This is a genomic window from Pseudomonadota bacterium, assembly GCA_039028935.1.
In the GTDB taxonomy this organism is placed as follows: Bacteria; Pseudomonadota; Gammaproteobacteria; order Steroidobacterales; family SZUA-146; genus SZUA-146.
The window spans coordinates 1-3,488 of sequence record JBCCHD010000079.1; the positions used below are offsets into that span (position 1 = coordinate 1).

Annotated in this window: 3 protein-coding genes and 1 pseudogene; 3 read left to right on the forward strand and 1 reads right to left on the reverse strand. The window is 55.1% G+C overall.

What is annotated here, in order from left to right; translation table 11 throughout:
- Positions 1 to 111: 111 nt before the first annotated feature.
- Positions 112 to 450 (forward strand): annotated as a pseudogene (locus AAF465_17330) (lipid-transfer protein).
- 109 nt (positions 451 to 559) lie between these two features.
- On the forward strand, positions 560 to 1,756 hold the full coding sequence (locus AAF465_17335) for a CoA transferase (GenBank protein ID MEM7084487.1): 1,197 nt from the start codon (positions 560 to 562) through the stop codon (positions 1,754 to 1,756).
- Between the two features lie 156 nt (positions 1,757 to 1,912).
- On the opposite strand, the gene AAF465_17340 is transcribed toward AAF465_17335, so the two are convergent.
- Positions 1,913 to 2,869 (reverse strand): sulfurtransferase, encoded by a 957-nt coding sequence (locus AAF465_17340; GenBank protein ID MEM7084488.1) that lies wholly within the window; start codon positions 2,867 to 2,869, stop codon positions 1,913 to 1,915.
- A gap of 252 nt (positions 2,870 to 3,121) precedes the next feature.
- Here AAF465_17340 and AAF465_17345 point away from each other — a divergent pair.
- On the forward strand, positions 3,122 to 3,488 hold a 367-nt coding region (locus tag AAF465_17345; GenBank protein ID MEM7084489.1), incomplete at its 3' end, for a hypothetical protein.

The window sequence follows — 3,488 nt, forward strand, 5'->3', positions numbered from 1 at the left end:
CACGTCTTGAAGATTGACACACGACAATGTCGTCTGGGTGAAGTTGCACCGTTGCCATAGACACGGACGACACGCGCCTGGCCGGGAGCTGATAAGTGATACTTGCGTTGTGGACCAGACGATCTCGATTTGGTCGAACTACATGATTGCTTCGCGCAAAACGAGCTGATTTCATATGAAGCCCTGGGGCTTTGCGCCGAAGGAGACGCAAAGAAATTTGTCGACGATGAAGACAATACCTACGGCGGGCGAGTCGTGACGAATCCGTCCGGTGGCCTGTTATCCAAAGGGCATCCCCTGGGTGCTACCGGCTTAGCGCAGTGCTATGAAATCACGCATCAGTTACGTGGTACAGCGGAACCGAGACAAGTCGATGGCGCACGCACCGCGCTGTCGCATAATCTCGGCCTCGGTGGCGCCTGTGTGGTGACGCTTTTTCAAGGCGAGTAACCCGGCGTAATCTCGCAGTTAGCGCTTTAGAGCCGCCGGCAACTACCGCCGGCGCTTTTTTTTTATCGCAACGCAAGCCCGAGGCGCAATCTCGGCATTGGAGAGTCCAGTGGCAGGCCCACTTGAAGGAATTCGTATCGTCGATATCACGACCATACTGCTCGGGCCGTACGGCACGCAGATGCTGGGCGATATGGGCGCTGATGTGATTAAAGTGGAGGCGCCGCCTGGCGGTGACCTCGCGCGCAACATGGGCACGGTGAAAAACGTCGATATGGGCGGGATTTATTTGAACGCCAACCGCAACAAACGCTCGCTGGCCATCGATCTGAAAACTGCTGGCGGCAAGGAAGCCCTGACCCGTCTGATTGAGAGCGCAGATGTGTTGGTTCACAACATGCGTCCTCAAGCGATTGCGCGGCTTGGGTTTGATTACGACGCCGTCGCGAAAATTAAACCGTCAATAATTTATGTCGGCGCGTATGGTTTCGGTCAAGAAGGTCCTTATAAACATAAGCCTGCGTACGACGATGCCATTCAAGCGGCTTCTGGTCTGGCCAGTCTTTTCCGTCGCCAAGACGGCGCTGCGCGTTATGTACCCTCAGCAATCGCCGATAAGATCTGCGGCCTAATGTTGAGTCAGGCGGTCACCGCAGCATTAGTCCATCACGGACGAACCGGCGAGGGCCAGTTTGTCGAGGTACCGATGTTCGAAACCTTGGTGTCGTTCAATTTGGTTGAACATCTAAACGGTTGTGCCTACGAGCCGCCTATCGGCACTTTGGGCTACCAACGAGTTGTCACGCCGACGCGTCGGCCGTTTGAAACAAAAGACGGGCACGTGTGCATCCTGCCTTACACTGATCGGCATTGGACGAATTTTTTCACTGGTGTCGGTCGACCTGAATTAATGGAAGACCCGCGTTTTGCAACCTATCGTGCGCGAATCCAAAGCGTCGAGGATTTATACACGTTCATTGGTGAGACGACACCATCGCGAACGACGGAGGAATGGGTGGCGTTTTGCGAGGAAGCGCAAATACCTTGCATGCCGGTGATCGACGTCGAAGATTTAATGGAAGACGAACATCTCAATGCTGTCGGTATGTTTGAACGCCATCAACATCCGAGCGAAGGCGACACGATAATGGTGCGACCACCACTGACGTTTTCCAAAACACCGACGTCAATTCGCTCGCACGCGCCGTTGGTTGGTGAACACTCGCGCGAGGTGCTCGCGGAACTTGGTTACGGCGAAGAAGAGGTTCGCGCAATGATCGAAGTCGGTGCGGTCGATTCGGTTTAGCGAACGATACGCGAATAAAAAAGGCCGGAATGAATCCGGCCTTTTTTTTGTGGCTTTAACGCCTCAAGCATTACAAACAGAGTGAGCGATGACAAATGTCGGGCCACGACGTCAGAACGCCAGGCTCCCACTAGGACACGAGAGCCATCAAATGCCCTAAGAGTTGGGGGATTGTGCGACGGGTCTTGTCGCAGTTTGTGTCCATTCGACCATTGAACCATCGTAGAGTTTGATGGTGCTCAGACCGGCGACTTCACTGAGCACGAACCAATTGACCGCAGCCCAGTGTCCGGTGTTGCAATAGCTAACAACCTCTTCCGCTTCGGTCAGGCCCTCAGGCAGAAGGCCTTTGAGCTTAGCAAGATCGAGCAGCTTGCCTGACGTTGCATCGAAGGTCTGCGCCTGATCAAAATGGACAGCCCCAGGGATATGACCGGCTGCCTTGGCAGCATTGTGCTTGGCCTTACCCGTGAATTGCTCGGCTGGGCGCCCATCGAGCAGCATCGTTTCGCCATCGTCGAGCGCGGCATGGACGGTTGCGCCATCGACGCGCATCTCTGGTCTCAAATTGGCTTCAAAGATGGTTGCAAGTGGGGCGGAGGGCCCAGTCTCGATTGGGTTGCTTGGATCTGCTGTCCACGCGCGATAGCCGCCATCAAGGATCGCGACAGTATCGTGTCCTGCATATTTAAACGTCCAGTAGACCCGAGCGGCGCTCCCAAAGTCCGACGCGTTGATCCCGGCTGGTACCACCACGACGGTTGTGTCGTTGTCGATCCCGAGATTGCCGATCAGGGCCTCCAGCTGGGCACCGCTTGGTGCCTGCGCGATCACCCCATCCACTTCGGTGCGCCAACCTCCTTGAAGGTAATCGCTGTGGACGGAACCTGGGATATGGCCCCTGGTAAAGGATTCGGCGGAGCCGCCGTCGATTTTGTTCCGAATGTCAAGGATGACCAGATCTTGCCGTTCGGCATTATCCTTCAGCCAATCGACGCTCACAAGCGGCTTGATGTCGGCTGCAAAAAGCGGACTTCCAAGGAAGATTACGAAGGCGGCAATAATGACGCCGAGCCCCAGAAGCCATCGAGTCGTGGATATGATGAGCTGCATCGATCGGTCCCTATAGTCGTGCGCTCATTTGCAGCTGGCGTTGCTCCACAACGGCTTCAATGGGCCGATGCGCTATTAGGAAAGCTTTGACCCTATGCCCGGCAAATTGGAGAATTTCCTTCTGCGATGAAGCCTGAACGTGCATGTCAATTCCGGCTCAAAATTGCTCACATAGCATTCAAAACGCGTCACAGGATCGCCAGCTATTGATGAGTCACAAGAGAACCACGTTAAGCCCAAGGAGGTGATGCCGTGATTTGGGCCATCGTTGTTGGTGTCGTATTGCTAGGTTTGGTCGTTATCTTGAGCGGCCTATTCCCGGGCGTTTTGGGCAATGAAGATCGTCAAATCAGCCTGACCCACAATATCCTCTGGCTGGTCCTCCTCGGCAGCAGTCTCGTTATCGGTTACCGCGGCCGAGCTCATGCCGCCTTCAAACACGCTCTTGCCTGGATTGCGATCGCTTTGGTTTTGGTGTTGGGTTATAGCTTTCGTGACGATCTGATGAGGATTGGTGCACGCATCGGCGGTGAGCTCCTACCGGCCATGCCCATCGTAACCGAGGGAGGCAATGTCGAGCTTCGCGCGGCAAGTGACGGACATTTCCAGGCTGATGCAC

Bases quoted from the DNA above. Each gene is read 5' to 3' on its own strand.
- AAF465_17340 (MEM7084488.1), bottom strand. From the start codon at position 2,869: ATGCAGCTCATCATATCCACGACTCGATGGCTTCTGGGGCTCGGCGTC.